The sequence below is a fragment of the Rhodanobacter sp. ANJX3 genome (assembly GCF_014200755.1).
Classification (GTDB): Bacteria; Pseudomonadota; Gammaproteobacteria; order Xanthomonadales; family Rhodanobacteraceae; genus Rhodanobacter.
This window is the reverse complement of the sequence record NZ_JACHCM010000008.1, coordinates 88,495-114,509: the sequence shown is the minus strand read 5'-3', so window position 1 is coordinate 114,509 and position 26,015 is coordinate 88,495. Positions and strand designations below refer to the sequence as shown.

Annotated in this window: 28 protein-coding genes and 1 pseudogene; 17 read left to right on the top strand and 12 right to left on the bottom strand. The window is 65.6% G+C overall.

Going from position 1 to position 26,015, the window contains the following annotated elements; all coding sequences use genetic code 11:
* Window positions 1-41 precede the first annotated feature (41 nt).
* Together HDE76_RS18445 and HDE76_RS18440 are read right to left on the bottom strand one after the other, a co-directional pair.
* On the bottom strand, window positions 42-797 hold the full coding sequence (locus HDE76_RS18445) for a type III pantothenate kinase (protein WP_184509709.1): 756 nt from the start codon (window positions 795-797) through the stop codon (window positions 42-44).
* Window positions 794-1,768 (bottom strand): biotin--[acetyl-CoA-carboxylase] ligase, encoded by a 975-nt coding sequence (locus HDE76_RS18440; protein ID WP_184509707.1) that lies wholly within the window; start codon window positions 1,766-1,768, stop codon window positions 794-796. The genes HDE76_RS18445 and HDE76_RS18440 overlap by 4 nt, the downstream gene beginning before the upstream one ends.
* Before the next feature lie 41 nt (window positions 1,769-1,809).
* Between HDE76_RS18440 and HDE76_RS18435 the strand changes: the two genes are divergently transcribed.
* On the top strand, window positions 1,810-2,307 hold the full coding sequence (locus HDE76_RS18435; RefSeq protein ID WP_255481679.1) for a hypothetical protein: 498 nt from the start codon (window positions 1,810-1,812) through the stop codon (window positions 2,305-2,307).
* A 12-nt stretch (window positions 2,308-2,319) separates the two neighbouring features.
* A complete protein-coding gene (locus HDE76_RS18430) occupies window positions 2,320-3,132 on the top strand; it encodes a M90 family metallopeptidase (RefSeq protein WP_184509705.1) in 813 nt (270 codons plus the stop codon).
* A gap of 73 nt (window positions 3,133-3,205) precedes the next feature.
* Here HDE76_RS18430 and HDE76_RS18425 read toward each other — a convergent pair whose 3' ends face one another.
* From HDE76_RS18425 to dusA, 4 genes are all read right to left on the bottom strand, one after another.
* Window positions 3,206-4,627 carry an ATP-binding protein gene (locus tag HDE76_RS18425; protein ID WP_184509703.1) on the bottom strand — a complete coding sequence of 474 codons (1,422 nt, stop codon included), beginning with the start codon at window positions 4,625-4,627 and terminating at the stop codon, window positions 3,206-3,208.
* Complete coding sequence (locus HDE76_RS18420) at window positions 4,593-5,285, bottom strand: response regulator transcription factor (protein ID WP_179481254.1); 693 nt, start codon at window positions 5,283-5,285, stop codon at window positions 4,593-4,595. The genes HDE76_RS18425 and HDE76_RS18420 overlap by 35 nt, the downstream gene beginning before the upstream one ends.
* A complete protein-coding gene (locus HDE76_RS18415; RefSeq protein ID WP_179481256.1) occupies window positions 5,285-5,614 on the bottom strand; it encodes a PepSY domain-containing protein in 330 nt (109 codons plus the stop codon). The genes HDE76_RS18420 and HDE76_RS18415 overlap by 1 nt, the downstream gene beginning before the upstream one ends.
* Window positions 5,615-5,696: 82 nt before the next feature.
* Window positions 5,697-6,710 carry a tRNA dihydrouridine(20/20a) synthase DusA gene (gene dusA / locus HDE76_RS18410; protein WP_184509701.1) on the bottom strand — a complete coding sequence of 338 codons (1,014 nt, stop codon included), beginning with the start codon at window positions 6,708-6,710 and terminating at the stop codon, window positions 5,697-5,699.
* Window positions 6,711-7,021: 311 nt separating this feature from the next.
* Between dusA and HDE76_RS18405 the strand changes: the two genes are divergently transcribed.
* The gene (locus HDE76_RS18405) at window positions 7,022-7,798 is read left to right on the top strand and encodes a ferredoxin--NADP reductase (RefSeq protein WP_184509699.1); all 777 of its coding nucleotides are present in this window, start codon (window positions 7,022-7,024) and stop codon (window positions 7,796-7,798) included.
* Between the two features lie 45 nt (window positions 7,799-7,843).
* Window positions 7,844-8,326 carry a DUF456 domain-containing protein gene (locus HDE76_RS18400; protein WP_184509697.1) on the top strand — a complete coding sequence of 161 codons (483 nt, stop codon included), beginning with the start codon at window positions 7,844-7,846 and terminating at the stop codon, window positions 8,324-8,326.
* Between the two features lie 65 nt (window positions 8,327-8,391).
* Here HDE76_RS18400 and HDE76_RS18395 read toward each other — a convergent pair whose 3' ends face one another.
* Window positions 8,392-9,057 (bottom strand): hemolysin III family protein, encoded by a 666-nt coding sequence (locus HDE76_RS18395; RefSeq protein ID WP_184509695.1) that lies wholly within the window; start codon window positions 9,055-9,057, stop codon window positions 8,392-8,394.
* Between the two features lie 166 nt (window positions 9,058-9,223).
* Between HDE76_RS18395 and HDE76_RS18390 the strand changes: the two genes are divergently transcribed.
* The 5 genes from HDE76_RS18390 (at window position 9,224) to HDE76_RS18370 (ending at window position 14,553) form a co-directional block, all read left to right on the top strand.
* Window positions 9,224-9,913: an energy transducer TonB gene (locus HDE76_RS18390; RefSeq protein WP_184509692.1), complete on the top strand. Its 690-nt coding sequence runs from the start codon at window positions 9,224-9,226 to the stop codon at window positions 9,911-9,913.
* Window positions 9,914-10,224: 311 nt separating this feature from the next.
* Window positions 10,225-10,800 (top strand): cysteine dioxygenase family protein, encoded by a 576-nt coding sequence (locus HDE76_RS18385; protein ID WP_179481268.1) that lies wholly within the window; start codon window positions 10,225-10,227, stop codon window positions 10,798-10,800.
* Window positions 10,801-10,846: 46 nt separating this feature from the next.
* The gene (locus HDE76_RS18380; RefSeq protein ID WP_179481270.1) at window positions 10,847-12,214 is read left to right on the top strand and encodes an FAD/NAD(P)-binding protein; all 1,368 of its coding nucleotides are present in this window, start codon (window positions 10,847-10,849) and stop codon (window positions 12,212-12,214) included.
* Between the two features lie 51 nt (window positions 12,215-12,265).
* Entirely contained in the window at window positions 12,266-13,657 is a 1,392-nt protein-coding gene (gene cls, locus HDE76_RS18375; protein WP_179481272.1) for a cardiolipin synthase, read from the top strand.
* 86 nt (window positions 13,658-13,743) lie between these two features.
* Window positions 13,744-14,553 carry a prolyl oligopeptidase family serine peptidase gene (locus tag HDE76_RS18370; RefSeq protein ID WP_179481273.1) on the top strand — a complete coding sequence of 270 codons (810 nt, stop codon included), beginning with the start codon at window positions 13,744-13,746 and terminating at the stop codon, window positions 14,551-14,553.
* 3 nt (window positions 14,554-14,556) lie between these two features.
* On the opposite strand, the gene HDE76_RS18365 is transcribed toward HDE76_RS18370, so the two are convergent.
* A complete protein-coding gene (locus HDE76_RS18365; protein WP_184509690.1) occupies window positions 14,557-14,943 on the bottom strand; it encodes a hypothetical protein in 387 nt (128 codons plus the stop codon).
* 73 nt (window positions 14,944-15,016) lie between these two features.
* A complete protein-coding gene (locus tag HDE76_RS18360; RefSeq protein WP_184509688.1) occupies window positions 15,017-16,273 on the bottom strand; it encodes a hypothetical protein in 1,257 nt (418 codons plus the stop codon).
* Between the two features lie 125 nt (window positions 16,274-16,398).
* Between HDE76_RS18360 and HDE76_RS20975 the strand changes: the two are divergent.
* Both HDE76_RS20975 and HDE76_RS20970 read left to right on the top strand, forming a co-directional pair.
* A pseudogene (locus HDE76_RS20975) lies at window positions 16,399-16,686 on the top strand (nicotinamidase); the annotation flags it as partial.
* On the top strand, window positions 16,656-17,063 hold the full coding sequence (locus HDE76_RS20970) for an isochorismatase family protein (protein ID WP_343205737.1): 408 nt from the start codon (window positions 16,656-16,658) through the stop codon (window positions 17,061-17,063). The pseudogene HDE76_RS20975 and the gene HDE76_RS20970, both read left to right, overlap by 31 nt.
* 25 nt (window positions 17,064-17,088) lie before the next feature.
* Here HDE76_RS20970 and HDE76_RS18350 read toward each other — a convergent pair whose 3' ends face one another.
* Both HDE76_RS18350 and HDE76_RS18345 read right to left on the bottom strand, forming a co-directional pair.
* Window positions 17,089-17,556, bottom strand: a complete 468-nt coding sequence (locus HDE76_RS18350) for a putative toxin-antitoxin system toxin component, PIN family (protein ID WP_184509686.1) — start codon at window positions 17,554-17,556, stop codon at window positions 17,089-17,091.
* Window positions 17,556-17,744: a CPXCG motif-containing cysteine-rich protein gene (locus HDE76_RS18345; protein WP_179481282.1), complete on the bottom strand. Its 189-nt coding sequence runs from the start codon at window positions 17,742-17,744 to the stop codon at window positions 17,556-17,558. The genes HDE76_RS18350 and HDE76_RS18345 overlap by 1 nt, the downstream gene beginning before the upstream one ends.
* Before the next feature lie 121 nt (window positions 17,745-17,865).
* On the opposite strand from HDE76_RS18345, the gene HDE76_RS18340 reads away from it, so the two are divergent.
* Both HDE76_RS18340 and HDE76_RS18335 read left to right on the top strand, forming a co-directional pair.
* Window positions 17,866-18,774: an ion channel gene (locus tag HDE76_RS18340; RefSeq protein WP_184509684.1), complete on the top strand. Its 909-nt coding sequence runs from the start codon at window positions 17,866-17,868 to the stop codon at window positions 18,772-18,774.
* A gap of 82 nt (window positions 18,775-18,856) precedes the next feature.
* A complete protein-coding gene (locus HDE76_RS18335; RefSeq protein ID WP_179481285.1) occupies window positions 18,857-19,132 on the top strand; it encodes a hypothetical protein in 276 nt (91 codons plus the stop codon).
* A gap of 22 nt (window positions 19,133-19,154) precedes the next feature.
* Here HDE76_RS18335 and HDE76_RS18330 read toward each other — a convergent pair whose 3' ends face one another.
* Entirely contained in the window at window positions 19,155-19,868 is a 714-nt protein-coding gene (locus tag HDE76_RS18330) for an HAD family hydrolase (protein WP_184509682.1), read from the bottom strand.
* Window positions 19,869-20,037: 169 nt separating this feature from the next.
* On the opposite strand from HDE76_RS18330, the gene HDE76_RS18325 reads away from it, so the two are divergent.
* The 4 genes from HDE76_RS18325 to HDE76_RS18310 all read left to right on the top strand — a co-directional run bounded on the left by HDE76_RS18325 (window position 20,038) and on the right by HDE76_RS18310 (window position 25,989).
* Window positions 20,038-20,415: a hypothetical protein gene (locus HDE76_RS18325; RefSeq protein ID WP_255481678.1), complete on the top strand. Its 378-nt coding sequence runs from the start codon at window positions 20,038-20,040 to the stop codon at window positions 20,413-20,415.
* A gap of 71 nt (window positions 20,416-20,486) precedes the next feature.
* Window positions 20,487-21,776: a TolC family protein gene (locus HDE76_RS18320; RefSeq protein ID WP_184509678.1), complete on the top strand. Its 1,290-nt coding sequence runs from the start codon at window positions 20,487-20,489 to the stop codon at window positions 21,774-21,776.
* Window positions 21,773-22,870 carry an efflux RND transporter periplasmic adaptor subunit gene (locus HDE76_RS18315; protein ID WP_184509676.1) on the top strand — a complete coding sequence of 366 codons (1,098 nt, stop codon included), beginning with the start codon at window positions 21,773-21,775 and terminating at the stop codon, window positions 22,868-22,870. The genes HDE76_RS18320 and HDE76_RS18315 overlap by 4 nt, the downstream gene beginning before the upstream one ends.
* On the top strand, window positions 22,870-25,989 hold the full coding sequence (locus tag HDE76_RS18310; protein WP_184509674.1) for a CusA/CzcA family heavy metal efflux RND transporter: 3,120 nt from the start codon (window positions 22,870-22,872) through the stop codon (window positions 25,987-25,989). The genes HDE76_RS18315 and HDE76_RS18310 overlap by 1 nt, the downstream gene beginning before the upstream one ends.
* Window positions 25,990-26,015 lie beyond the last annotated feature (26 nt).

The following is a 26,015-nucleotide window of genomic DNA, read 5'->3' as shown; positions in this document are numbered from 1 at the left end:
GGCAGCTCATTCTAGATCGACGACGCGTCGACCGAGGCGGTCTAGTTCGACGCCCTGCTCTGCGTGTTCGCCCATACCGCCAGACCGCGCAGCACGCCGTCGCGAGTCATTTGCGCCGGCAGGGCCAGCAGCGGCTGCAGCTCGGCGGCGTCGCCACCGCCGAGAATCAGAGTGGGCGCAGCCTCAAGCAAAGGTGTCACGCGCGCAGCGAAGCGTTCGATCAATGCGGCCGCCGCCTGCCAGCAACCCGACGTCACCGCGTCGGCGGTGTTGTCGGCCAGGTCGAATATTTCACCCGTACGCTCCGGCCGCACGCGCGCGGTGGCGTCGATCAGCGAACGCTGCATGAGCAGCGGGCCGGGCGCGATCAGGCCGCCGAGATGGCGTCCGTCGGCTGCCAGCGCATCGAGCGTGAGCGCAGTGCCGGCGCTGGCGACCACGCAGGGCGCATAGCCGTCGGCATACGCGGCGACCATCGCCAGAAACCGATCCACGCCCAGCCGCTGCGGTTCGGCATAGGCATTGCGCACGCCGCACGCGCTGGCCGGCGTGCGCAGCCAGATCGGTGCGCGCGCAAACCGGCGGCCGATCACGTCGGCGACCAGGGCCTCGCGCGCCGCATCGACCACCGACGCGGCAACGATCATCTCCGGAGTCGGCAACCCCGCGAGTGCGGACTCAAGCTGCGCGGCGAAACCCTCCTGCCAGTCCAGTGCGCCCTGCGCCAGCCAGCCCTCCGGCTGCAGCATCAGCGCCCACTTCATGCGGGTATTGCCGAGATCGAGCAGCAGCCTCATGTGCGGCGCACCGTGACTTCGGCGCTATCGACCTGACGCAGGCTGCCGTCTTTCATGCGAACCTGCAGCGCACCGCGCGCATCGACGCCGGCGCCGACGCCCTCGAATAGAACCAGTGCGCCGCTAAGCTGCAGCGGCCGGTCTTTCAGCAGATCGTGCCGCGCGTATTCGTCGAGGAAGCCGGCAAAGCCATCGCGCTCGAACTGCTGCAGGCCTTCGACAAGCGCAGCGATCAGCATGGCCGCGACGCGGTTGCGATCCGGCGGAGCGTCCTGCGTCAGACTGGCCAGATCGCTCGCCGGCTGCCCCGCCTGCTCGCGCAAGGCGGGCGTGAGCCGCAGGTTGAGGCCGATGCCGACAACCGCCGCGCACGGCCCCTGATATTCACCGCTCAGCTCGACCAGAATGCCGCCGAGCTTGCCCTGCGCGGTGAGTATGTCGTTCGGCCACTTCAGGCCGGTTCCGCCGATACCGAGCGTTTCCAACGTCCGCATCACGATGACCCCGATGGCCAGCGACAGACCGCCCAGCGCGGCAAAACCCTGATCGAATCGCTTGAGGCAAGACACATAGAGATTCAGTCCCGGCGGCGACAGCCACGGGCGGCCGCGACGACCGCGACCGGCGCTTTGCGTTTCCGCCAGCACTACGCTGAAGTCCGCGGCGCCGGCGCCGCGCCGCTGCAGCTCGCTGGAGGTGGAGTCCAGCTCCCAGTACACGTCGAGCGCCCCCAGCTTTTGTGCCAATGGCGCGGGTATGGCCGCACGTATCCGGTCGGCATCGAGCATCTGCAGCGGCCACGGCAAGCAGTAGCCCGCGGCGCCACGCGCTTCGATCGGCACGCCGCGCGCGCGCAGGGCTTCGATCTGTTTCCAGATCGCCGCCCGCGTCACGCCGGCCCCGATGGCCAATCCAGCGCCGGAGATCGGCTCACCGGCGGCAAGCGCCGACAAAAGCTGAGACGGCTGCATCAGCACTGCCCAACGGCGGGTAGGCGCAAACGGGAGGCGTGATGACGGCAAGCGGCAAAGTGGGGGATAAACATCCGCGCAGTTTAGCCCGGCGCGCCGCCGACGCCGATGCCCCTGGGTCGCCGCGGGGGCAGCACTGGCAACGCAGCGCGGTTTCTGACACGATCGGGGCTTGCCTTGCGAGTCTAGGGAGTTCGATTGCCATGCGCGTCAAACATTGGCTCATCGGCTGCGCCATCTGTTTTGCCGGCATCGGCGGCGCCGCAGCGACAAACGTGGACAGCCGCGAACTCGACGGCTCGCTGCATGGAAACGGCGACACCAGCAGCGCGCGCGACTCAGGCAGCAGCAGCGAACCGGGCAGCGTCAACGAACCTGTTCTGTCTCGCGACAACGCCCCGCCCAGCAGCAGCGATTCGCGCAAGAGCGGCTCCGGCATCAGCGCAACGGGCCGCTCGAGCATGGACGCGGTACCGCCTGCGCGCGTTCAACAAACCCATCTTGGCTGGCAGTCTTTGCTGCCCGGATCCATCCAGTAAGCGTCCAAGGTCATGCCGGGGTATTGGTGGCAATCGCTACGAGCTCGACTCGAGCCTCCACCCATCGCCGATCCCCTGTGGCGGCGCGCGCTGTTCGGCTGCCCGCTCGCTCGCGGCCTTGATGCGGAAAGACAGCAGCGTCTGCGCCGGCTGGCCGCGCTATTTCTGGCGCGCAAGCGGTTTCACGCGCTGGCCGGCGCCGTGTTGGACGACTACTGGCGACTGCTGATCGCCATGCAGGCCTGCCTGCCCGCCCTGCAGCAGGGTGCCGGCAGCCTGCGCGGCTGGCGCGAGGTGCTGATCTATCCCGGTGAATTCAAGGTGCGCGGCACTCAGCACGCCTGCCACAGCAGTGTGGCGAACGTCAGTGGCGATACGCGCAGCGTGGATACCTGGGAGCACGGCCCGCTGGTGCTGTCGCTGGCCGATGTGCAGCTGGATCTGGAGCAACCGTGGGATGGCTATAACGTCGTGCTGCACGAAATGGCGCACAAGCTGGACATGCTCGACGGACCGCCCGACGGCATGCCGCCGCTGATGGACATTTCGCGGCGGCGCTGGGTCGAGCAGTTCGACCGGGCGTATCGCCGCCTTGCGGATGCGCCGGTGCGGGACGACGGCCATCCGATCGATCACCGCGGCGCTGAAAACGCCAGCGAGTACTTTGCGGTCGTTACCGAGCTGCACTATTCGCAGCCCTCGCTTCTGCGCGAGGCGGAACCGGCGATAGCTCACCTGCTCGAAGCGTTTTATGGGCCCTCGCCGGCCATCTGGGGTGAAACGTCCAGCGCCGTGCGCGTGCTGAAAAAGCCGATCGCCCATTAGAGCCTGTTCACCATCTCCCCGTGCCCCGCGGAGACTTTGAACAGGCTCTTAGGTCGACGCGCGCCTTGCACGATCAGGCCGGCGTCAGGCTCACGCTGAAACGTGCGCCGCCGAGCTCGGGCGAACGGTCGACCAGCAGCTCGCCCTGGTAGGCATGCACGATGTCCTGCACGATGGACAGGCCGATGCCATGACCCTGCACGCGCTCGTCGCCGCGTACGCCGCGCTGCAGGATTTTTTCGATCTTGTCCTCGGGGATGCCGGGGCCGTCGTCTTCCACGCTCAACCACAACCCGGTGCGCTGGCGCGCCGTGGTCGCCTGCGACTTCACCACCAGCAGCACCCGGTGACCGGCCCACTTGAACGCGTTTTCCAGCAGGTTGCCCATCAGCTCCAGCAAGTCGCCCTGCTCGCCGTAGAACACTGCGCGCTCGTCGATATCGAATTCGCACAGCACATTCTTGGCCGCGTAGACCTTCTCCAGACTCTGCACCAGGTCTTCGGCATGGCCGGCGATCGGCACGGCGCTGGCAAACGTCTGCCGGCCGGATGTCGCCGCACGGGACAGCTGATAGGCGACCAGATCGTCCATGCGGCGGACCTGATCGAGCACGCTGCTGCGGCGCGAGGCGTCATCGAGGGCGGTGGACTCCAGCTGCGAGCGAATCACCGCCAGCGGCGTCTTCAGGCTGTGGGCGAGATCGGCCAGCGTGTGCCGATAGCGCGTGCGCTGCTCCCGCTCGTTGTCGATGAAGACGTTGATGCGTTCGGTTAGGCTGGTGAGCTCCAGCGGATATTGGCTGTCCAGATGTTCGCTATCCCCGCGCTCGACGCGGGTCATGTCGCTGGCCACCTTGCGCAGCGGCGTGAGGCTCCAGCGCAGCAGCAGAAACTGCAGCACGATCAGCATCACGCCGAGTATGGACAACCACGCAAATAGAGTTCGGCGATAGCCGGCGCTGTCGCCTTCGAGCTGATCCTCGGTCTGCGCCACCGTCACCGTGAGGCGCACGGATTTTTTCTCGGCGGTGTCCAGCGCCACGCCGTAGCTGTAGTAGTACAGCCGGCCCATGCGGGTATCGACCGGACCCACCAGCGCCGTACTCTCCCCAGGCTCCAGCGGTTTGAGAAAGCTGAAGTCACGGCCGATCGCCGACGAGGACTCCCAGCGATAGTTGTCGTCCCCCTGTGCCACGGCATACAGCCCGGAGCCGGGCCGTGAAAAGTCGGGGTTGGGCAAGGTATCCGGCGGCAGCAGCTTGCCGAAACGATTGACGTCGAAGTTGGTGATCAGCGCGATGGTGTCGTTCTGCAGACGTTCCTGCAGCGCGCTCAAAGCACGGCTCTGGTTGGCCTTCGACAGCGTCAGGCCGACCAGCCCGAGAAAGCCGGCGAGCACGAACCCGGTGGCGATCGCCGCGCGCGCCGCCAGTGACAGCGGCTGGCGCGGCGGCACGAGATTACTCGTCGTCGCCGTCGGTGCGCGGGATGGCAAAGCGGTATCCGCGTCCACGAACCGTCTCGATGGGCTTGAGGGTGCCTTCCGGATCGAGCTTGCGCCGCAGGCGGCCGATGAACACTTCGAGCACGTTGGAGTCGCGGTCGAAATCCTGCTGGTAGATGTGCTCGGTGAGGTCGGCCTTGGAGACCAGTTCGCCGGCATGCAGCATCAGGTACTCCAGCACCTTGTACTCGTAGCTGGTGAGGTCGACCAGTTTGCCCTCCACCGTGACCGTCTGCGCGGTGGTGTCGAGCTTGATCATGCCGCAGGCCAGGATCGGCTTGGACCAGCCGCTGGCGCGACGCACCAGTGCGTTGATTCGGGCCAGCAGCTCTTCGACATGAAAGGGCTTGACCAGGTAATCGTCGGCGCCGTACTTCAGGCCTTCGACCTTGTCCTGCCAGCTGCCGCGTGCGGTGAGGATCAGAATCGGGTAACGCTGACCGTCCTCGCGCAACGCCTTGACCAGATCCATGCCGGACATCTTCGGCAGGCCCAGGTCGATGATCGCCAGATCGAACGGCACTTCGCGGCCGAGGTAGATGCCCTCTTCCCCGTCCTGCGCCGCATCGACGGCGAAACCATCGCGCTTCAGGCGAGCCGCCAGGGTCTCGCGCAGCGGCGCTTCGTCCTCCACCAACAGGATGCGCATCAGTGTCTCTCCTTGCTGCCCGGATTTCGGCCGGGCGGGTTCTTGATCAATGGTGTGAAAACTGGTGTCGTTATCGGACCCCTGCCGGCATCCGACGGTATCGCCATCACTCGCACATGCCCTTGTGGCGTCAGCACCTTGATGCGGTACTCGGTGCGTCGACCCACGTGATGTGGTTCGGCCGAAAGCACCTTGCCACCGGTTTCGCGCTGCACCCTCTGCACGGCCTGATCCATCGACACATCCGGCTCCCCCGACTGCGCCGACGCCACCGCGCCAAAACTGGCTAATGCAAACAAAGCTGTGGTGAAGAATTTGTGGGTTGCCATGCGTCTACATTCCGACCGGCAGTTGCCGGAGCGTTCAGATTAGGCAATCCGGGCTGAATACTGACCGGACGAACGGCGGCTGTCACGCCGCGACCGAACACGGTGCGATCGCCTGTTCGATCAGTTGCCAACCTGCCCCGGGCAAATGCGCCCCCTCGCTGATCGTGCGCCGAAACGCCCGCGCCCCCGGCTCACCCTGGTAAAGCCCCAGCAGATGCCGACTGATGTGCTTCAGCGCCGTGCCGCGCGCCAGCTCGGCCTCCACATAAGGCCGCATCTGCCGCAACACGTCGTCGCGCGTGGGCAACGGCTCGCCGTAAAGCGCCGCCTCGATCCGGGCCAGCAGATACGGATCGTGATAGGCGGCGCGACCCAGCATCACGCCATCGACCTGGCCCAGGTGTGTTTGGACCTGCTCGACCGTGCCGATGCCGCCGTTGATCACCACGGTCAGCTCGGGAAATTCGCGCTTGAGCCGATAAACGCGCTCGTAATCCAGCGGCGGAATTTCGCGATTTTCCTTCGGCGACAGGCCCTGCAGCCAGGCCTTGCGTGCATGCACGGCCATCACTTCGACGCCCGCTTCCAGCATGGTCTCGGTGAAGTGCTGCAGGCCCGCGTAGTCGTCCTGATCGTCGACGCCGATACGGCATTTCACGGTGACCGGCACGCTGACCGCGTCACGCATTGCCCGCATGCAGTCGCCGACCAGGGCCGGTTCGCGCATCAGGCAGGCGCCGAAGCGACCGGACTGCACGCGATCGGACGGGCAGCCCACGTTGAGGTTGATCTCGTCGTAGCCGGCCTGCGCGCCGTCGCGCGCCGCCTGCGCCAGCTCGCGCGGATCGCTGCCGCCGAGCTGCAGGGCGACGGGGTGCTCCTGTTGACTGTGCTCGAGTAATCGCAACTGTCGGCCGCGCACGAGCGCCGCGCTGGTCACCATCTCGGTATAGAGGCGCGCGCGCGGCGACAGCAGCCGGTGAAAATAGCGGCAATGCCGATCGGTCCAGTCCATCATCGGCGCTACGCAGACGCGCCACGGGATGCCGGTGGATTCGGTGTTGGCAGTGTTCGCGGCGGCGCTGGAATCGGTCATGACCATCCTATTGTCCTGGATTGCTGCCCGCGAGTGGAGTTCCAATTTGCGCCGGCTTGGCGTCCCGCAGATATCGCGCCGAAATGCGCAGAGCGGCACACCAGCAGTAGCGTGGGCGCGATAGTTGATGATCGGGGCCGGCGAAATGCCGCAGCGGCGCTTTCGCTTCACGCGGCAGAGCGCATCGTCGATCGCGTAAAATGCGCGCAGCCAGCCATCGCGCGGCAGTAGCCGAAACGACGCGAACAGCCAATCCGACGTTGAGCCGCCTTGCGGCCATCGACCAACCGCATTCCAAAGTGAGATAAACCATGGTGGCAATGGCATCCGAGCGCGTGATCGACGTGCATCACTGGAACGATTCGCTTTTCAGCTTCCGCACCACACGCGATCCCGGCTTTCGTTTCGACAGCGGCCAGTTCGTGATGATGGGGCTGGAAGTGGACGGCCGCCCGCTGATGCGGGCGTATTCCATCGCCAGCGCGAACTACGAGGAGCATCTGGAGTTCTTCTCGATCAAGGTAGCCAATGGTCCGCTGACCTCGCGCCTGCAGCATCTGCAGCCGGGCGATCCGGTGCTGGTCAGCCGCAAGCCGACCGGTACGCTGGTGCTGAACGATCTCAAGCCCGGCAGCCATCTGTACCTGCTGGGCACCGGCACGGGGCTGGCGCCGTTTCTGAGCCTGGTGCGCGACCCGGAAACCTACGAGCGCTTCGACAAGATCGTGCTGGCCCACGGCGTGCGCAACATCGCCGATCTGGCCTACGGCGGTTATCTCGAACACGAGCTGCCGCAGCATGAGTATCTTGGACCGCTGGTACGCGACAAGCTGATCTATTATCCCAGCGTCACCCGTGAGCCCTTTCGCAACCGAGGCCGCATCACCGACGCGATCGCCGACGGCCTGATGAACCAGACCATCGGCCTGCCGCCGCTGGACCCGGCGATCGATCGCATCATGCTGTGCGGCAGTCCGGCGATGCTGGACGATCTTTCCACACTGCTCGACGGCCGCGGCTTCCACGCATCGCCGCGCACGCGCGAACCGGGCGACTACGTGATCGAACGGGCCTTCGTCGAAAAATGAGCGTCGGCGCTAGAACGTTGGCGCGACAGTAAAGGACCGCATCGAATGGATATGGCGCTCTATCTGCTGGCCGCGGCGTTGATCGTCGGCGGACTGGCCGGCTCGATCATTCCCGCGCTGCCCGGACTGCCGATGATTTTCGGCGGTATCTGGCTGACCGCGGCGGTGGACGGTTACCGACACCTCGGACTGTGGTGGCTGCTGATCATCGGTGGACTCGGCACCGCAGGCGTCATCATCGAATTCATCGCCAGCACGCTGGGCGCCAAACGTGTCGGCGCCAGCCGGCTTGCACTCTGGGGCGCCAGTCTGGGCACCCTGGCCGGCATGTTTCTCGGCATACCCGGACTTATCCTCGGGCCGTTCATCGGCGCCCTGCTGGGCGAACTCGCCTCCGGCACCAGCGTGCTGCGCTCGGCGCATGTCGGCGTCGGCACGTGGATCGGCCTGCTGTTCGGCACGCTGATGAAACTGGTGATCTCGTTCATGATGGTCGGGCTGTTCGGGCTGGCCTGGCTGCTGGGCTAGAAGCCAAAAGGCGTTGGCCGCCGTTGCGTCATCGCGATAACCGGCCGGCGCATCGAACCGACCGCTCAGGCCGGATCGGGTATCACGTAAAGCAGCACCGCCAGAAAATGCAGCACGCTGCCGGTCAGCACGCACAGATGCCACAGCGAGTGGTGATACGGCAATTTGCGCCACAGATAAAACGGCACACCCAGCGTATAGGCCAAACCACCGGCAATCAGCAGCGCCGTGCCGCCGCTCTGCAGGTAGGCGCTCAGGGGTTTGAAGGCAATCATGCCGATCCAGCCCATGCCCACATACAGCAGCACGGCAAATTTCCGATAACGCTTCAGCGGCCCCACTTCCAGCGCGCTGCCCAGCAAGGCCATCGTCCACACCGCGATGAACAGACTCCAGCCCCAAACGCCAGGCAGAGCGATGAGCGTGAACGGCGTATACGTGCCGGCGATCAACAGAAAGATCGCGATGTGATCCAGGGTGCGCAAAGTCGGCTTGGCTCTCACCACGGGAATCGAGTGATACAGCGTCGAAGCCGTATAAAGCAGAATCAGCGTAGTGCCGTAGACCGCGCTTGCCGCGATCACCCGCGCATCGCCATGGCGCGCGGCGAAGGCCACCAGAATCGCCAGACCCGCAATGCTCAGCACGATACCGACGCCATGAATGACGCTGCTGGCCAATTCGTCGCCGAAACTGTAGCGCGGACCGGCGATGTGCGATGTAACGTTCATCCAGACTCCTGAAACGGACGTCCAGCCGTCCACTTGAAAAACGGCGGCAGCTTCACTTGCGCCACCATATGAGATGAGCATACGCTGCAATTGCTGCAGCGCAATACCCAGCACATCGGTCTGTGGCTCTGCCGCGCCCATCCAAACTGCCGTCAGGAGGTCGCCCATGTCTTCCGCAAGTCTGGTCCACGCTCGTCATACGCCGCAGCATTCCGCCCAGCCCGATCCTGTCCGGATTGTCGCCCTCAGCGCCGCGATCGCGCTGAATCTCGGCGTACTCCTCATCGCCACCCGTCCGATGGGTGCGCCTACCCTGCCTGGGCTGGAGCGGCCTGCTGCCGCTACGCTGATTCGATGGATCAGTCGACCCGCCGTGATACCGCCACCGCCGGCCATCGTGATGAAGCCGCTGCCGCACTTGCACAAGGTCGCTCCGCACAGCGCGCCGAAGACCACGCCGCTGGTGGTGCCCGCGGTCGTGCCGACGGACGAAGGCCGGCTCGCCGTGGCCCCCACGGCACCGCCGACCATAACGCCCACGACGGCACCCGAGGCACCGGCGGCGACTGGCAAACCGGTCGAGGCGAGCCTGGCTTACCGGTCCGCGCCGCTGCAATTCCCGGTACAGGCGCTGCGCGAGCAGCTTCACGGCACGGTGCTTTTGCGGGTACTCGTGGATGAGAGCGGCAAGCCGCTCGACGTCGTGATCGAACGAAGCAGCGGTCACACGCTGCTGGACCGCAGCGCGCGCGAGCAGGTGCTGGCGTCGTGGACGTTTCAACCGGCGATGGTCGACGGAAAAGCCGTACGCGCCTGGGCAAAGGTTCCGGTCAGTTTCGATTTGCGTCAGCAATAAGGGCACCAAGAGCAACGCGCTCCGGTCGGCACCCACGTGCCGACCGGAGCGCCTTTTGGTGTATGTATCCGGAGACCGAGGCTTTTGCCATCGACGGCAGGTGCAGCGACAACCGACATGCACGCATCGGCGCCAAGACGCATGGAGCGATGCAGACGCGCCGCTGAAGGCTGGAAAAAGAACCGGTCGGGCACTTCATCGGCTACGTCATTTACCGGCAAATAGCGTCGCGTAAACCCTGCGCTAGCCTTACGCGTCTTTAACGAGTCGCATGCTCCACTGGACACCAGTCGTTCAGCCGGATTCCACGTATGGGGAAATATCTGCACACTTTGAAGACGCTGCGCGAGATCGCACTGGAGCACGGCGCCGCCGAACAGCCCGATCTGGCGCTGATGGCGCGCGAGCTCGGCCGCGTGGTGCATCAGGATGCCGAGGCGCTGACCACGCGCTTCGCCCCGCTGCGCGCGCGCCGTCACGGCTTTGAGCGCTGGCTGGTGGCCGAGCGCAGCAAGCCCGCCATCAGCGTGCTGGTCATGGCATGGCCGCCGAACCACATCACCCCCGTGCACGACCACGGCGGCCTGTGGGGACTTGAGGTCACCCTGCTCGGTGCGCTGGAGGTGCAGTCGTACGATCGCGATCCGCAAACCGGCGATCTGCGCGAGCTCGGTCGCGACTGGCTCGGCCCGGGCGACGGCACCTGGTTCGAGGGCAGCGAAAGCCATGCGCATCGCTGCCGCAACCTCTCCCAACGCGATACGGCATTGACGCTTCACGTTTATGGGGGCGATCTGGCACAGTACTTCGCTTACGAGAAGGCTGAGCCGGAAGCGGGTTGGGTGGCGAAGCTGCAGCGTGCGGCCGTTGCCGGTCATATCAGCTGATCGTCACGCCACCACTCGCTCAACGCTAAACCGATCAGGTAAATTCATGTTTCGACGGGTCGCCATCATCGGCGGCGGTGCCGCGGCCGCTACTTTGCTCAGCGAATTGCTGGAGCGAAAGCCGTCGCAGCCGCTGCATCTGGACTGGTACACCGGCGGCGGCACACTGGCGCGCGGTGTGGCCTATGGCACCGCCTCCGACCGCCACCTGCTGAACGTCCGCGCGGCGTCGATGAGCATGTTCGCCGGCAAGCCCAGCGGATTTCTCGACTTTCTGCAGCGCGAAGATCCCACCATCGCGGGCACCGATTTCATGCCGCGCCGCCGCTACGGCGACTACCTCGAAGCAGAGGTAGCGCGCGCGCTGGCGCAGGGCAAGGCCAACGGCCACGACGTGAATGTGATTCCGTTCGCGGTCGAGGCGGTCGTACCCGAGCGCGATGCCGTCACCGTGATGCACGGCGAGGAGAGCCGCCTCTTCGACGCCGCCGTGCTGGCCCTGGGCTCGCTGCCCACACAGCCGCTCAGCGGCGTCAGTGCGCAAGCGCTGGAAAGTGGGCGCTACGTGGTCGATCCGTGGGCACTGATGGCCAACGCGGACAAGCTTCCGACGCCGCGCAAGGTCGTTCTGATCGGGCTGGGGCTGACCGCCGTCGACGTGCTGCTCGAGCTGTCGGCACGCTGGCCGCAAACCGACTTCACCGCCATCTCCCGTCACGGTCTGCTGCCCGAGGCACATCTCAACGCCGCGGCGGCGCCGACCGGCGACAGCGGCGAGCTGATCGAAGCGATGCGCGAATCGCCCGACGTCCGGCACTGGCTGCACCTGTTGCGCGAGGCGCTGGCGCACGAGCGCGACTGGCGCGCGGTGCTGGACAGCCTGCGGCCGCATACCCCGGGCCTGTGGCGCGAACTGGATCAGGAGCAGCGTGCGCGCTTTCTGCGCCACGCGCGCTGGGCCTGGGAACGCGCGCGTCACCGCATGCCCCCGCAGGTGGGCAGGTCGATCGCGGCGCTCGAGGGCGAAGGCCGGCTGCATCGACTGCGCGGCCGGATGAAATCCGTTGCCGTGCTCGGCGACAACCTGCAGTTGCAGCTAGCCTCGGTGCCGGCCGGCAATCCCCAGACACTGGACGCCGACCTGGTCATCCAGACCACCGGCATGAACAACGATATTCGCCGCACCGGGCATCCCCTGGTCGGCCAACTGCTTACCAATGGGCACGTCGTCTCCGATCCGCTCGGCTTGGGCATGCAGGCCATGCCCGACGGGCGACTGGCGCGTGGCGAGGACTACTGGTCCAATCTGTTTGCGATCGGCAGCATGCTGCGCGGCACCCTGTGGGAATCCACCGCCATGCCGGAAATCCGTCAGCAGGCACGCAGCCTGGCCGACCAGCTGCTGGCCAAGTAAGCGCACGCCCAGCACCGTCAGCACTACTCTCCATTCCAAGACCTCACGCCGATGACCGCGTTTCTGATCACCGCCGGCTTTTTGCTGTTTCATGTAGCCGGCGTGCTGGCGGCCATGCATGCCGTGATGCACACGCGCACGCCGCAGGGCGCCATCGGCTGGGCGCTGGGCCTGATTCTGCTGCCGTATCTGACCCTGATTCCCTATCTGTACCTGGGCTCCAATCGTTTTCTCGGCTATCTCACCAGCCAGCAGTCGAAGCTCTCCTCGCGCGCGCCTGACGGCGGCAATACGCAGGTGATCGATCCGGACTGCGCGCGCTACGCGTCCATCAGCGCGATTCAGGGCCGACCGTTTCGCAGCGGCCATCAGTTGAAGCTGCTCATCGACGGCGACGCGGCTTTTGCAGCGATGCTGGCCGCCATGGCCGAGGCGAAGCACTGCCTGCTGGTGCAGTTTTTCATTTTTCACGACGACCAGCTCGGCCGGCGCGTGCAGCAGCTGCTGCTGGAACGGGCGGCCGCCGGCGTAACGGTTTGCGTGCTGTTTGACGGCGTCGGCAGCCACGACCTGCCCAAGCACTACATCGAGACGCTGCGCGCCGGCGGCGTGGCGATTCATCCGTTCGCCACGCACCGCTGGCGTAACCGCTTTCAGCTGAACTTCCGCAATCACCGCAAGATCGTTGTCGTCGATGGCGCACGCGCCTTCGTCGGCGGCCTCAACGTAGGCGACGAATACCTCGGCCTGAAGCCGCCGCTGGCGCCGTGGCGCGATACGCATATGGAGCTGCGCGGCCCTGCGGTATCCGACCTGCAGCAGCTGTTTGCACGGGACTGGCAGTGGATCACCGGCGCACCGCCGCCGCTGCTGCCTGCACCGCCCTGCACCGGCGAGGCCAGCGCGCTGATCGTGGCCAGCGGTCCGGCCGACGCACAGGAAACTTGCTCGCTGTTTTTCACCGCCGCCATTCATGCCGCGCGCGAGCGGCTGTGGCTGACTACACCCTACTTCGTGCCGGACAACGCGGTGCTCGCCGCGCTGCGGCTGGCGGTGGCGCGCGGTGTCGACGTGCGCGTATTGATTCCCTCGCGGCCCGATCACCGCACGGTGTTTCTGGCCTCAACCCTGCACGCGCACGAGGCGCTGGGCGCAGGCATTCGCATGTTCCGCTATCAGCCCGGCTTTACCCATCAAAAAGTGCTGCTGATCGACGACGACACCGCCGCCGTGGGCAGCATGAATCTCGACAGCCGCTCGTTCCGACTCAACTTCGAGGTCAGCGCCTTGATCGTCGATGCAACGTTTGCCCGCGACGTGGAAGCCATGCTGACCGCGGATTTCGCCAAGGCGCTGCCGGTGGAAAAAAGCGAATACCTCGATGCGCCCTATCTGCACCGCGTGGCCATGCACGTGGCGCGACTGTTCGACCCGCTGCTGTAATGCTCCGGCGTCGCCATGCTGCACGGTGACTTGCGCCTGTCCGCGCGAGGGCCTTGAATAGTCCGACCTTTCCATGGACACCGCCGATGCGCCTGCGCTTTTCCCTGCTGTCTATACTCCTGCTGCTTTCGCTGTACCTGCCAAGCTTCCGTGCGAGGGCCGCCGACGGTTCGCACTTCGTCGAACGCAGTGTCACCGTACAGGGAACTGCTTATCGCTACCAGGTGTTCGTGCCGGACGGCTGGACGGCTAAACGCCGCTGGCCCATCGTGCTGTTTCTGCACGGCAGCGGCGAAGCCGGCAGCGACAATACCAAACAGATGACCCAAGGCCTGCCGCCGTGGTTGCGCGAGCACGGCGCCAGCTTCCCGGCCGTGGTGGTGATACCTCAGGCGCCCGAGCACACCTACTGGAACGGGCCGATCGAGCAGATGGCGCTGCAAGCGATGCAGAACAGCATCGACGAATTCCACGGCGATCGTCACCGGCTCTACCTCACCGGGCTGTCGATGGGCGGCTTCGGCGCGTGGCAGATCGCCATCGATCATCCGGGCCTGTTCGCCGCCGCCGCGATCATCTGCGGCGCGATCAACCCGATCGCCGACGAGCCGGCGCTGCACGTGCTGGGCCTTCCCGCCGGTGCGGATTCGTATGCGTGGGTCGCCTCGCACATCGGCGGTCTGCCGGTGTGGATCTTCCACGGCAGCGCCGATACGGTGGTGCCGCTCACCGACGATCATCGCCTGTATCCCGCGCTGCAGGCCGCGCACGACGAGGTGCGCTATACCGAATTTCCCGGCGTCAACCACGGCTCGTGGGTGCCGGCGTACGCGCTACCGGAACTGTGGCCGTGGATGTTCTCGCACCGGCTCGAGACCGTTCGCGCCACCCCGTAGGCGTCAGCGGCGACGCAGCAGCCGCGTTCCCCACCGCGAATGACACAGCACCCACGCCGCGTAGATGCCCACCACGATGCCGAGCAGCTCGCACAGCACGCGCACGCCGATGCTGTCCGGATCGTGCACCTCGGCCAGCTTGGCGCGCAGTAGCGCTATCGACTGCAGCCGCGCGTAGTTGAAATAGAACAGATCCCACAGGTCGCCGCTGGCGGTGAGCAATGCAGCCACCAGCACGGTCCAGCCGATCTGCGTGCCGTCACCCCAGGCGTTGCGCCGACCGAGCCAGTGGAACACCACGAACAGCAGCAACGCGGCCAACGCGGAGATCAGGCCGGCCTGCATGCCGCCGACCATGCCAAACCCCATCCAGCTCTGGTCGTAATGCATGGAGAGTCTCGCTTCCTCGTGGGTTGGCTCGCCATTATGCAGTGAAGTGTTGGCTTAGAGCCTATTCACCATCTCAGGGCTTCGCCGAGTGGGTGCCGGCCGTCGTCGACGGGCATTCACGCAAGTCGAACCAGCGGAGCTTGACGCTACCCGGGTGCAGCGCCGCACACACGGTCGCGTTCACCGGCGTCTGCGCGTAGTAGGCGCGGCTTACCGCGACCTTGTCGCCCATCGTTTCCGGACCCCACGGTGCCAGCACCAGATAGGGCTGCGGGTGCTTGCCGCTGGAGATGTACTTGCCTTGCACCTGCGTCGAAAAAACCTGCGGCGGCTGCTGATCGAGCAACACGTCCGACAGACTCAGCACGCCGGCACCGTAAGGCAACGCAACGAGTGCTAGCAACAGCGCGCCCCAGCCCCAGGCGCGCGTCCGATCGCGGCGACCGTTTACCAGCATCACCGCGGCCAGCAGCGGCAGTCCGACCACCACGCCGTATTCGAGCACTGAGCTGACATCCAGCATGTGAGTGTCGAACAAGGCGCGTACGCCCAGCACGACGCCGGGCAGGATCAGCATGATCGCAATATTCGGACGCACGTCGTTGCGCGTGGTATCGAAGCGGATCAGACCGCGCGACCAGCCGACCAGGGCCACCGCACACCACGGCAGCAGGGCCACCAGCGCGATAACTGGAAGATAGGGGCGCGGATACACGTATGCCCATGCGCTCACCGCCAACGTCGCCACCTGCGCCACCTTGGCGAACTGCCGCGCCGTGTCCAGGCGGCTCAGGCGTTCCTGCGGGCTAGCGCCGTAGCTGCGATCGGCCGCCAGTCTGGCCTGCGAGGCGTCGCGCTCCTGCCGGTCCAGATCCGGCAGGGTGGCGATCCACGCGTCCAGCACGCTGTCACCCCGATAACCCGAATCCAGCCGCAGCGGCGGACCGCTTCTGGCTACCAGTAGCGATATCGGCTTACCTCGTGTCGGCACCAGGCGGCGGCCTTCGATCTCGTCGCGACGCAGCCGCCGCGTACTGAAAAGCCGGCGCACCTCGATCGCATCGGCGCGCAGCGTGAGGCACGCGACCGTACAGGACGCCGCCATAAACAAACCCAGGCCTAACGCAGTCATGCCCAGCCATAGAAACACGGCCGGCGCAGACGCTTGCCGGATTTGCATGAACACCATCCAGATGCCACCGGCCATCATCGCGGCGGCAATCGCATAAATGAGCCAGCGCACCGCAGTGGAATAACGATATGTCCGCGGATAGCTCGCGCTCGCCAGCACCGATTGCCTGTATCCCGTATCGCCGAAAACCTGATCCATCGCTTTCCCCTGGCTGATTCGTCCTTGCCCCGCGCCGATTCTGCATCAAGCGCAGGCATCCGAAAACCGACCCGGGCGGCGCACGCTAAACTTCGACTCGCTAAGCCCTTCCGCAAGGCTCGTCTATGAAACCTGTCATCGACTCTCGCGCTGCCCTGATCGTCGTCGACGTGCAGCCGGATTTCATGCCCGGCGGCACACTCGCCTGTCACGAGGGCGACGCGGTCGTGCCCGGCATCGACGCGTTGCTGCGCGCCGGCCTGTTCGAGCACGTGGTGGCCACGCAAGACTGGCACCCCGCCGGCCATGTGTCGTTCGCCAGTTCGCATACCGGCAGCAAGCCGTTCGATCAGATCGAGCTGTATGGCCATCCGCAGACGCTGTGGCCCGACCACTGCATGCAAGGCACGGACGGCGCGGCGCTGCACGACGGCGTGGACTGGTCGGCGCTCGATGCCGTCATCCGCAAAGGCAGCCGTGCCGGCGTGGATTCGTACAGCGGCTTTCGCGAAAACCACGGACCGAACGGCGAACGGCCCAGCACCGGCCCAGCACCGGCCTGGCCGGCTGGCTGAGCGAGCGCGGCGTGGTCGAGGTGTATGTCTGCGGACTGGCGCGCGACGTCTGCGTTTTATGGACAGCCCAGGACGCGGTGGAATCCGGCTTTCGCACGCACGTGCTGTGGGATCTGACCCGTCCGGTGACGCCCGCGACAGACAAAGCCACCCGCGACGCGCTTGCCGCCCAGCGGATCGACATCACCGCCGTTGGCGCTCTGGCGTTCGCCTGACTGACGACTGTCGGCCGTCAGCACGTCAAACCATCGCCCGCGACCACTGCTGCGGCAGCAGGATCGGAAACAGGCCCGCGGCGCGTGATCGCCAGTCCAGCTTCAGCAGTTCCTTGTCCTTGCTGATCAGCCAGCGCGCTCCGCTGGCCAGTGCCAGCTGCAGAAATTTTTGATCGTCCGGATCGGCGCAGCGCGGCAGCCATGCCGTATCCGACGCGGTGGATTCGTCGACAGGCAGAGGATGGATCAAGGCATCGAACGCCGCGCTCACTGCGGGACGGATGGCGTCGTCGATCGGGATCTGCGGGTAGTGCAGCACGCGGCGCCATTCATCGCGGCAATCGTCGCGCGTCACCGCCTGCACCGAGCCGTTGCGCAGCGCGATCATCAGATGCGCACAATGCGGATCGTCGAACAAAAACAGGTCGAGACAGACGTTGGTGTCCAGCACGATGCGCGGCACGCTCGGCGCAACCGGAGGGTCCGCCGTCATCAAGCGTCGTTCTCACCGGCGGCGCCGACCTGCGGTTCGCCGTCGTCATCGATGCGCACGCTCAGCGAAATCGGCCGGCAGCAGACCTGGCAGTCTTCGATGTAGAACTGGTCGCCGGCCGATTCGTCGACCAGAATCTCGATCGGCTCGCCGCAGTAGGGACAGGAAATATCGCAGGGCGTAGGCATCGACGCATGACCGAAACACGGCGGGCCAGCTTGCCACAGAGCCGCCCCGGATGCGTGCGGGCCAGGCGCTACAATCGCCGCACCGGCGGCCGTGCCGCATCTTCACCAGCCTAGGCCTGCAATGAATTTACCGCCCAAGCGTTTCAGACAGCGTCCACGCATTGTCGATGTCGGCGGCAGGGCCTTCGTCAGCGTCGGCCTGTCGCGGCGCTTCTGGGACGATATCTACCATCGCGCGCTGACCATTCGCTGGCCGGTGTTCTTCGGTCTGATCGGCGCGATCTTTCTCCTGCTCAACGCGCTCTTTGCGGTGATCTACCAGCTTGGCGACAACGCGATCGCCAACCAGTATCCGCACGGCTTCGGCGGCGCGTTCTTCTTCAGCGTCGAAACGCTCTCCACCGTCGGCTACGGCGACATGCATCCGCAGACGGTGTATGCGCATATCGTGGCAACGGTGGAGATCTTCACCGGCATGGTCAGCATTGCGGTGGTGACCGGCCTGATCTTTTCGCGCTTCTCACGGCCGCGCGCCAAGATCCTGTTTGCCGACTATCCGGTAGTGCGCATGATCGACGGCCAGCCCACGCTGATGATCCGCGCCGCCAACACCCGGCAGAACGTGATTGCCGAAGCCACGGCGCAGCTGCACCTGCTGCGGCTGGAAACCTCGCCGGAAGGCTTTCGCCTGCGCAAAATCTACGACCTCAAACTCACGCGCGACCGGCATCCGATCTTCGTGCTCAGCTGGAGCCTGATGCACGTCATCGATGCCAGCAGTCCGCTGTTCGGCGAAACGCCGGAAAGCCTGGACCGCAACCAATCGATCCTGCTGCTGACCATCGAAGGCGTCGACGAAACCACCGCACAGTCCATGCTCGCGCGCCAGCGCTGGAGCCACAGCGATCTGCGCTGGAATCATCGCTACGTCGATCTCGTCAATGAGGGCGCCGACGGCGTCAGCACCATCGACTACAGCGTGTTCCATCAGGTCGTGCCACTGGACGATATCGAACAGCCGCGCGGCTGACTGAAGCGCCGCTAGCGCCGCCGTTACCGGCAAGGCGATACACTGCGCGCACCGAATCTGCACGCTGCACGAGAAAACAACCATGGCCGAGCGCGAGTTCAACCACTACCGTGCCCGTTCCGGGGCCACGCTGGAAGGCTCGCGCTATACCGCGTATCTGGCCGTGACGCCGCGCGGCAACGGCTTTCCGATGTATTTCGCGATCTGCGAAAACCGCAGCTTTCGCGCCAAGGATGTCGCCGAGGCCGCCGCCGCCAAGGCGCTGGCCGATATGACCGGCCTGGAAGACGACGGCACGCCGATCTTTCCCGAGGGCTACACCGGCTTCGATGACGATGTGCCGCCCGATCCGGCCTGAGGCGATTCAACGACGCTGACGATCAGGCGGCCCGCTGCGCCAGCTCGGCCACGGCAGCCGGAACATCGGCGGGTAGCGCCACAGTAATCACCCGCTGCTCGTCGTCACCCAACCCGGTTTCCAGCTCGTGCGCCCAGGTTACGTGGTACGGCAAGTGCACCCCCCAGCCACCGAGCCGCACCACCGGCTCGATGTCCGAGCGCAGCGAGTTGCCGACCATCGCGAACTGCGCCGGCTGCAGAGCGAACTCGTTGAGCACACGGCGATAGGTCCTAACATCTTTTTCCGACACGATCTCGATACGCTGAAACAGATCGGCCACGCCGGACTGCGCCACCTTCTTTTCCTGATGAAACAGATCGCCCTTGGTGATCAGCACTACCGCATAGTCCGCGGCTACCTGCTCGACCGCCTCGCGCATGCCGGGTAGCAGCTCCACCGGATGCTGCAGCACCGTTTTGCCGAGCTCGACGATGCGGTGGATATCGCTCGCTGAAATGCGCTGATCGGTCATCGCGATCGCCGTTTCCACCATCGACAGCGTCATGCCCTTGGCGCCGTAGCCGAACAGTTCGAGATTGCGCCGCTCGGTCGCCAGCATGTCGCTCTGCACGCGGCCGTCGGCCAGATCGACGTAGCGGCCGACGATGGCGGCGAACGCGGCATTCGCCTGTTGGTAGTAGTCCTCGCTGTGCCACAGGGTGTCGTCGCCATCGAAGCCGATCAGTTGAAGCATGTCGATACACCGTTGATCTGAAGTGCATGGATACCAGCGCCGGAGCATGCGTTTCGGCGACAGGAAGGTCAATGCGTCGGCGGCAGCCACCCGAAAAGCGAACATTCGCCGACGAATGAAATTGTCTAACAGTGCGGATGTCCTCTAGTCTTCGCGGATGTTTCGCACCATGCCATCGCTGCTGAGTCGCCTGCGCCGCCATCGCGGCCTGTGGGTGCTCGCTGTGGCGGTGCTGCTGATCAAACTCGCTGCGGGTACCATCTGTCTGACCGATGGCGCGTACCCGGGCGACTCGCTCAAGAACCTCGCTGCGTCCAGCAGCCTGTCGGTCGATGCGCCCGCCGACCCGACAGCGGCAGATGAAGACGGCGGCTGCGTGCTGGGTGAAGCCGGCGGCTGCCACTGCGCCTGCGCGCATACGCTGCCGCTGCCGGCTGTCGCCTCGCTTTCCGTCGCCAGGATGGAAACGCGTTTCGAGTCTTTAGCCATCCATTCGGGATTCGAACCGGCCACCACCGGTTCGCTGCTGCGCCCACCCATCGCCTGAAAACCCTCCGTTTCGTGATGCCGCTGCGTCTGCAGCGCATCGCTTCGTGAACTGTTTTCAGGAGATGCTCCATGTCCGTTTTACGTTCGGTGCCGCTCGGCGCCGTGCTGCTGTTTGCGTCCGCGCTCGGTGCCACGCCTTCGGCCCTATGGGCGGCGACACCCGTCGGTACGCCGACCGCCGCCGCTTCACCGCGTCTGCGCGATGCCCTGGCTCGCGTGTGGAAAGCCAGCCCGGAAGTCGAGGCGGCGCGCGCCGAGCTCGACGCCGCTCGCGCCCGCGCGCTGGCCGCCGCGCAGCCGATCTATAACCCATCGCTGTCGCTGGACGCCGAGAACGCCGACGTCGATCGGCGCACCGTCGGCGTCAGTCTGGCGTTGGATCTGTCCGGCAAACGCGTGGCCCGCGCCAGCCAGGGCGACGCCGAAGTGCGCGTCAGTGAGGCCGGCTATGACCTGTTGCGGCGCGATGTCGCCGCGCGCTGGCTGAAAGCCTGGTCCACGGCGGCACTCGCGCAAAAGCAGAGCGCGCTGGGCCAGCGCCGGCTGAGGCTGATGCAGCGCTTCGACGATCTGGCTGCGCAACGGCTGAAGGTCGGCGACATCAGTAGCCCGGAGCGCGACCTGGCCGCGCTGGCGCTGAGCGACGCGCAGCTTCAACAGGCGAACCTGATCAGCGATGAGGCCTCCGCACGCGCGTCGCTCATGGCGATCAGCGGCGATCGAGCCAGCGACGACCTGCTGCCGCTACCCGACGATCTGCTACCCGCCGTCGAGAGCGTCACTGCGCGGCCCGTCGACGAGCTGCCCGAACTGCACCAGGCACAGGCGCGGCAAGCCAGCGCCGAGGCGGGTGTGCAGGTGGCACGTCGCGCACGTATTCCCGACCCCACACTCAGCCTTACCGGCGGCCGCGTGCGCAGCGGAGCGCTCAGCGAGCGCGTGATCGGCGTCAGCGTGTCCGTTCCGCTACCGGTGTTCAACACCGGCCGCGCCGACGTGGCTGCAGCCCAATCGGAAGCCGACGCTGCGGCGGCCGGCGTGCGTGCACGCCAGTTCTCCCTGCGCGCCGGACTGCAGGAAGCGCAGGCACGCTACACCGCGCTGCGAGACGCCAGCGCAGCGTTTCGCCGCAGCCGTGCGGCCGCGTTCGAGGATCGCACTGCGCTGCTGGAACGGCTCTGGGCCGCCGGTGAAATCACCACCTCCGACTATCTCGTTCAACTCAAGCAAAGCCTGGACACCGCCCTGTCCGGCGACGAACTGCAAAGCAGGACCTGGCAGACGTGGTTCGACTATCTCACCGCCGCGGGCCGTCTGACCGACTGGCTCGACGGCCGCACACAGGACGCCTCCCGATGATCATTTCTTTGTTTCGACGCCGCTTGTTTTCTCTGGTGCTGCTGGTCGCCGTTTCTAGCATCGCCATAGGCCAGGAGGCTGCACCGGCCAACCCGCTGTCGCTCGATGCCCAAGCGATCAAGGACGCCGGCATCGTGCTGGACAAGATCGGCTCGCGCACGCTCAGCGACGAATTGAAGGCACCTGGCGAGGTCAAGACCAACGCCTACTCCACCGTGCTGGTCACCCCGCGCGTGGAGTCTCTGGTGCTGGCCCGCAAAGCCCGGCTCGGCGATGTGGTGAAAGCCGGTCAGCCGTTGGTCACGCTTTCCAGCGTGCAGGTGGCCGAAACGCAGGGCGCGCTGATCGTGGCTTCGCAGGACTGGCAGCGCATCGCCGCACTGGGCGAACAGGCCGTCTCGGCGCGCCGCTACAACGAGGCCAAAGTGCAGCGCGATCAGGCCCGCGCCAAGCTGCGCGCGTACGGCCTTTCGGACGGCCAGATCGGCGCCCTGCTGCGCAAAGGCTCGGCCGCCGCCGACGGCAGTTTCGAGCTGCTGGCACCCAGCGCCGGACGGATTGCCAGCGACGAGTTTCTGGTGGGCGAGCGCGTCGAACCCGGCCGCATGCTGTTCACCGTAGTGCAGGAGGACCTGATCTGGGTCGTGGCACAGATGGCGCCGGCCGATGCGGAAAAACTGCAACCCGGCGAGCCCGCACGCCTACTCGTCCATGGCGCGGCGCTGCTCGGCAAAGTCGCGCAGCGGTCGCACCAGACCGACGAGCGCACGCGCACCGTGCCGGTTCGCATCGAGGTCGACAACAGCAAGGATCTGCTGCACGCCGGCGAACTCGTCGACGTTCGCATCGGCGTCGGCAACGCCGCGCCGAAGCTGGCCGTGCCGGCGGAGACGATCGTGCTGCTGCAGAACCAGACCACCGTGTTCATCGACCAGGGCAACGGCCGGTTCGAGCCGGTCGCCGTGACGACCGGTGAAACCCAGGACGGCTGGACAGTCATCAATCAGGGCCTGAAACCCGGCGACAACTATGTGCGCCAGGGCGCGTTCGCCCTGAAAGCGCGACTGCTCCGCTCGCAGCTGGGAGAAGACTGATGCTCGAACGTCTGGTTGAACTCTCGCTGCGCTACAAGGTGCTGGTGCTGATTGTTTTTGTCGTTATCGGCTTTCTCGGCTTTAAGGCCGTGCGCCAGCTGCCTATCGACGCCTTCCCCGACGTCACGCCAGTGCAGGTCAGCGTGTATACCGAAGCCTCCGGCCTCGCCGCCGAAGACGTGGAGCAACTGCTTACCACGCCGGTGGAATCGGCGCTGGCCGGCCTGCCCAAGGTCGAACAGATCCGCTCGGTCAGCCTGTTCGGGCTGTCGTTCGTGTCGGTGTATTTCGACGACAACATGGACGTCTATTTCGCCCGCCAGCTGGTGAACGAACGCCTGCAGCAGGTCGGCGACCGTTTGCCCGCCGGCTACGGCAAGCCGGAGATGGGCCCGAACACCTCCGGCCTGGGCCAAGTGTTCTGGTATACGGTCGAACGCGCCGACCCCTCGTCGAAAGACAGTGCAAAGGACGCCATGGACCTGCGCACGCTGCAGGATTGGAATATCCGGCTGATTCTGCGCACCGCGCCGGGCGTCGACGACGTCACCTCGTGGGGCGGTGAGGAAAAACAGTTCCAGGTGCGCGTGGATCCGCTGAAGCTGATCGGTCACCAGCTCGGCTTCAAGCAAGTGATCGAGGCGCTGCAGGCCAACAACGCGCAGGTCGGCGGCAACTTTATCAATGTCGGCCGCGAGCAGTATCTCGTGCGCGGCCTGGGCCTGATCCAGAACGCGAAAGACCTTGGCCATATCGTGCTGAAGACCGAGGACGACACACCGGTCTACGTGCGCGATGTCGCCACCGTGGAAGAGGCCGCGGCACCGCGCACGGGCGCCGTCACCCGCGACGGCAAGGAGGTGGTGCTGGGCATGGGCCTGGCGCGCATCGGCGAAAACGCGAAGAGCGTGGTCGATGCAATCAAGGCCAAGCTCGATACGGTGAAACAGGCGCTGCCGCCGGGCGTCGTGGTGAAACCCGTGTACGAACGCACCGAGCTGGTCGACGCGGCCGTCGGCACGGCGGTACGCGCGCTGATCGAGGGCTCGATCCTGGTGGCGCTGGTGCTGTTTCTGTTTCTCGGCGAACTGCGCAGTGCGCTGGTCGTGGTGGTGGCATTGCCGCTGGCGATGCTGATCGCGTTTATCTGCATGGACCGGCTCGGCCTGTCCGCCAATCTGATGTCGCTGGCGGGGCTGGCGATCGGTATCGGCATGATGGTCGACGGCGCGGTGGTGATGGTGGAGAACGCCTATCGCATCATGGCCGAACGCAAGGCCGAAGGTGGCCCGGTCGATCGCAGCGCCGCCGTGCTCGCCGCCGCGCGCGAAGTGGCCAAGCCGATGGCGTTTGCGATCGGGATCATCATCGTGGTGTTTCTGCCGCTCTTCAGCCTGCAGGGGCTGGAAGGCAAGATGTTCAAGCCGATGGCGTTCAACATCGGCTTCGCGATGGCCGGTTCGCTGGTCCTCGCGCTGACCCTGATACCGGTACTCGCCGCGCTGGTGCTGAAGCCGAAAGAGGAAAAGGACACCCGCCTGGTGGGCTGGCTAAAACGCCGCTACGCCAGCGCGCTGGCTTGGTCGCTGGCGCGTCGCAAGCGGGTGCTCGGCATGGCCGTAGCCGCGCTGCTCGGCAGCCTCGCGCTGTTTCCGTTTCTCGGCAAGGAGTTCATGCCGAACCTGAAAGAGGGCGCGATCATGTGGCGCATCACCTCGATCCCATCCGCGTCGCTGGACGAATCGATCGGGCTGTCGAATCGGGTCTCCGCGCTGATCCAGCAGAAGTTTCCCGAAGTACAGACCACGCTGGCGATGATCGGCCGCGCCGAAAAAGGCGAGACCGCGGACGTCAACTATATGGAAGTCTATACGCCGCTGAAGCCGAAGGACCAGTGGCGCCGTGGCCAGACACTGGAGAGCATCGAGGCCGCAATGCAGGCGGCCTTGACCGACGCGCTGCCGACCGCCATGGTGAGCTATACCCAGCCAATACAGATGCGTATCGAGGAACTGATTTCCGGCGTGCGCGCCACGCTGGCGTTGAAGATCTACGGCGACGATCTGGGCGAGTTGGATCGTTTGAGTGCGCGGCTGAAGAACGTGCTGGCCGGCGTCCCCGGCGTGGCCGATCTCGCGCTCGAGGCGAATATCGGCAAACCGCAGATCCGCATCAAGGTCGATCGCGATGCGCTGGCGCGTTACGGCCTCAATGCCGACGACGTGCTGACCGTAGTCAAGAACGGCATCGGCGGCGAGCCGGTCACCACGTTGCTGGACGGCGTGAAGCGCTTCGACATTGCGGTACGCCTGAACGACGCGGACAAGGCCTCGCTGCAGGCGATCGGGCGTATTCCCATCCGCAGCGCCGGTGGCGCGCTGGTGCAGCTGGCGCAGGTCGCCGAGGTCAGCGACGGCGAAGGCTACTCCTTCATTCGCCGCGAGCAGCTGCAGCGCTATGCGGTGATCCAGATGGACGTGCGCGGCCGCGACATCGACGGCTTTGTGCGCGAGGCCAACGCGGCGATCGCCCAGCAAGTAAAGCTGCCGACCGGCTACTACAGCGAATGGGGCGGCGCGTTCGAGAACCAACAGCGTGCGCTGAAGCGGCTTTCGCTGATCGTGCCGGCCACGATCTTCTTCATCTTCGTGCTGCTGTATACCGCATTCAATTCGATCAAGCACGCCGCGCTGATCCTGGCCAACGTGCCGTTCGCCACGATCGGCGGCATCGTGGCGCTGGCGATCACCGGGCAATACCTGTCGGTGCCGTCGGCGATCGGATTTATCGCCGTGTTCGGTGTGGCCATGTTGAACGGCATCGTGCTGGTGAGCTTCTTGAACGAGCAGCGCGAAAAAGGATTGAACGTGCGTGATGCGGTCATCCGCGGCACCGCGCTGCGCATGCGTCCGGTGCTGATGACGGCGAGCGTGGCGATTCTCGGCCTGGTGCCGATGCTGCTCTCCAGCGGGGTAGGTGCGGAAACGCAGCGGCCGCTGGCGACCGTTGTCGTCGGTGGTCTGATCACCTCGACCCTGCTGACCCTGATCCTGCTGCCGGTGCTGTATGACTGGATGGAGCAGCGCGCGTCGGAAAAGCGCAGGCAAAAGTCGGCGTGATGGCCGAACCTGCCGTGATCGTGAAC

Bases quoted from the DNA above. Each gene is read 5' to 3' on its own strand.
- HDE76_RS18370 (WP_179481273.1), top strand. From the start codon at position 13,744: ATGCGCCTGCGCTTTTCCCTGCTGTCTATACTCCTGCTGCTTTCGCTG.
- HDE76_RS18335 (WP_179481285.1), top strand. From the start codon at position 18,857: ATGGCCGAGCGCGAGTTCAACCACTACCGTGCCCGTTCCGGGGCCACG.
- HDE76_RS18385 (WP_179481268.1), top strand. From the start codon at position 10,225: ATGGGGAAATATCTGCACACTTTGAAGACGCTGCGCGAGATCGCACTG.
- HDE76_RS18420 (WP_179481254.1), bottom strand. From the start codon at position 5,285: ATGCGCATCCTGTTGGTGGAGGACGAAGCGCCGCTGCGCGAGACCCTG.
- HDE76_RS18325 (WP_255481678.1), top strand. From the start codon at position 20,038: ATGCCATCGCTGCTGAGTCGCCTGCGCCGCCATCGCGGCCTGTGGGTG.
- HDE76_RS18390 (WP_184509692.1), top strand. From the start codon at position 9,224: ATGTCTTCCGCAAGTCTGGTCCACGCTCGTCATACGCCGCAGCATTCC.
- HDE76_RS18340 (WP_184509684.1), top strand. From the start codon at position 17,866: ATGAATTTACCGCCCAAGCGTTTCAGACAGCGTCCACGCATTGTCGAT.
- HDE76_RS18435 (WP_255481679.1), top strand. From the start codon at position 1,810: ATGACGGCAAGCGGCAAAGTGGGGGATAAACATCCGCGCAGTTTAGCC.
- HDE76_RS18395 (WP_184509695.1), bottom strand. From the start codon at position 9,057: ATGAACGTTACATCGCACATCGCCGGTCCGCGCTACAGTTTCGGCGAC.
- HDE76_RS18330 (WP_184509682.1), bottom strand. From the start codon at position 19,868: ATGCTTCAACTGATCGGCTTCGATGGCGACGACACCCTGTGGCACAGC.
- HDE76_RS18345 (WP_179481282.1), bottom strand. From the start codon at position 17,744: ATGCCTACGCCCTGCGATATTTCCTGTCCCTACTGCGGCGAGCCGATC.
- HDE76_RS18405 (WP_184509699.1), top strand. From the start codon at position 7,022: ATGGTGGCAATGGCATCCGAGCGCGTGATCGACGTGCATCACTGGAAC.
- HDE76_RS18445 (WP_184509709.1), bottom strand. From the start codon at position 797: ATGAGGCTGCTGCTCGATCTCGGCAATACCCGCATGAAGTGGGCGCTG.
- HDE76_RS18365 (WP_184509690.1), bottom strand. From the start codon at position 14,943: ATGCATTACGACCAGAGCTGGATGGGGTTTGGCATGGTCGGCGGCATG.
- HDE76_RS18430 (WP_184509705.1), top strand. From the start codon at position 2,320: ATGCCGGGGTATTGGTGGCAATCGCTACGAGCTCGACTCGAGCCTCCA.
- HDE76_RS18415 (WP_179481256.1), bottom strand. From the start codon at position 5,614: ATGGCAACCCACAAATTCTTCACCACAGCTTTGTTTGCATTAGCCAGT.
- HDE76_RS18400 (WP_184509697.1), top strand. From the start codon at position 7,844: ATGGATATGGCGCTCTATCTGCTGGCCGCGGCGTTGATCGTCGGCGGA.
- HDE76_RS18315 (WP_184509676.1), top strand. From the start codon at position 21,773: ATGATCATTTCTTTGTTTCGACGCCGCTTGTTTTCTCTGGTGCTGCTG.
- HDE76_RS18380 (WP_179481270.1), top strand. From the start codon at position 10,847: ATGTTTCGACGGGTCGCCATCATCGGCGGCGGTGCCGCGGCCGCTACT.
- HDE76_RS18440 (WP_184509707.1), bottom strand. From the start codon at position 1,768: ATGCAGCCGTCTCAGCTTTTGTCGGCGCTTGCCGCCGGTGAGCCGATC.
- HDE76_RS18360 (WP_184509688.1), bottom strand. From the start codon at position 16,273: ATGGATCAGGTTTTCGGCGATACGGGATACAGGCAATCGGTGCTGGCG.
- HDE76_RS18320 (WP_184509678.1), top strand. From the start codon at position 20,487: ATGTCCGTTTTACGTTCGGTGCCGCTCGGCGCCGTGCTGCTGTTTGCG.
- cls (WP_179481272.1), top strand. From the start codon at position 12,266: ATGACCGCGTTTCTGATCACCGCCGGCTTTTTGCTGTTTCATGTAGCC.
- HDE76_RS18310 (WP_184509674.1), top strand. From the start codon at position 22,870: ATGCTCGAACGTCTGGTTGAACTCTCGCTGCGCTACAAGGTGCTGGTG.
- dusA (WP_184509701.1), bottom strand. From the start codon at position 6,710: ATGACCGATTCCAGCGCCGCCGCGAACACTGCCAACACCGAATCCACC.
- HDE76_RS18350 (WP_184509686.1), bottom strand. From the start codon at position 17,556: ATGACGGCGGACCCTCCGGTTGCGCCGAGCGTGCCGCGCATCGTGCTG.